The sequence below is a fragment of the Moorena sp. SIO3I8 genome (genome assembly GCF_010692325.1).
Lineage (GTDB): Bacteria > Cyanobacteriota > Cyanobacteriia > Cyanobacteriales > Coleofasciculaceae > Moorena.
On sequence record NZ_JAAHHW010000361.1, the window covers coordinates 1 to 1,547 of the forward strand.

A 1,547-nucleotide genomic window follows, 5' to 3' on the forward strand; every position below is an offset into this window, starting at 1 on the left:
ATAAATCTCAAAAAAGTTAAAGGTTAAAAGGGAAAGGTAAGCATCTGGGCGTAGCGCATATGCTGAATGCTTACGAAAATTGGTCTCATATCATGTCAGGATAATTACCTTTAATAAAAATCTACCCTATTTCCCCATTTCCCCATCTCCCCACACTTCCCACACGAACCAACTTCCCACCTTCTCCTTAATTATGGGTATTCAACCAAACTTGATATTACAGTACCTCAGTCATCAACCCACTCCAATTGCAACAGCTGCTCCAACAAAGCAAGTAACTGATCCTGGTCAACGGGTTTCGGTATAAAACCTTCACAGCCCAGCATCTGACTCTGCTTCTGGACTATGTCAAAAGTACGGGCTGAAAGGGCAATGATCGGCACATTTTTCAGATCGGGTATTTCCCGAATTTCTGGCACCATGGTAAAAGCAGTTTTGACCGGCATGAATAAATCAGTCAAAATCAGATCGGGTCGGATGGTTATGGCGACATCCAATCCCTGCTGACCATTGTCTGCGGTTACCACCTCAAAGCCTAACGGTTCAAGCATGTTGAGTAATACCAACCGATTTTCTTTGTTATCATCCACCACTAGCAGTTTGCGTCGTTTTCCGTGGTAACCCATCACTTGACCTGCAATATTCCGTTTTGCTTCGGTAACTTTAACCACAGGTAAGGCAACATCAAACCAAAACATTGACCCCTTACTTAACTCGCTTTTAACGTTTAGTTGGCTTCCCATCAATTCCACCAACTGCCGAGATATGGCTAAGCCTAAGCCGCTTCCAGCTGCCCGATATTTGCTATCCCCCGTTTGTTCAAAGGGTTGGAAAATATTCTCTAATTGTTGAGGGCTAATTCCTATCCCGGTATCAATCACCTCAAAGCGAATCGTCCGATGTTGGATTTTGGAATCTTTCCCCTGATCAAGGGAGGTAGGGTTTTGGTCTTGAATCACTCCAACATTGAAAGTTACGTTGCCTTGGTCGGTAAATTTTACTGCATTGTCTAACAAGTTTATCAGTACCTGTCGGAGCCGTTTCTCATCTGCCTTAACACCAGTCGGCAAGTTACTTTTTTGTTGAAATCTCAACACAATATCTTTTTCAGTAGCTCGCATGCGGATGATTCCCACAACTTCCTCTAAGAAGGTTGGTAGATTAAATTCTGTGGGATAGAGTGCCATTTTACCAGCTTCGATTTTGGATAAGTCTAAGATATCGTTGATCAAAGTCAACAGATTGCTACCGCTTTTCTGAATAATTTTTAAGCCTTCGAGTTGCTTGGGGGTTAAATTTCGTTCACCTTTGGAAGCGGCTTTAGCCGCATCACGTTGGAGAATTTGAGCATATCCTAGAATACCATTGAGGGGAGTACGGAGTTCATGGCTCATGTTAGCTAGGAATTCACTTTTAGCTTGGTTAGCTACTTCTGCTTTTTGTTTAGCGTCTTGGAGATAGGCGTTTTGTTCAGCGAGGGTTTTTGTCAAAAAATTTAGTTTCAAATGGAGCCTGACTCTAGCTAATACCTCTTCTTGTTCAAAGGG

Annotated in this window: 1 protein-coding gene; it reads right to left on the bottom strand. The window is 42.7% G+C overall.

Annotation, left to right across the window (positions count from 1 at the left end):
- Nucleotides 1-227: 227 nt before the first annotated feature.
- Nucleotides 228-1,547: ATP-binding protein (locus F6K51_RS37000; RefSeq protein ID WP_293031089.1), on the bottom strand; the 1,320-nt coding region annotated here is incomplete at its 5' end.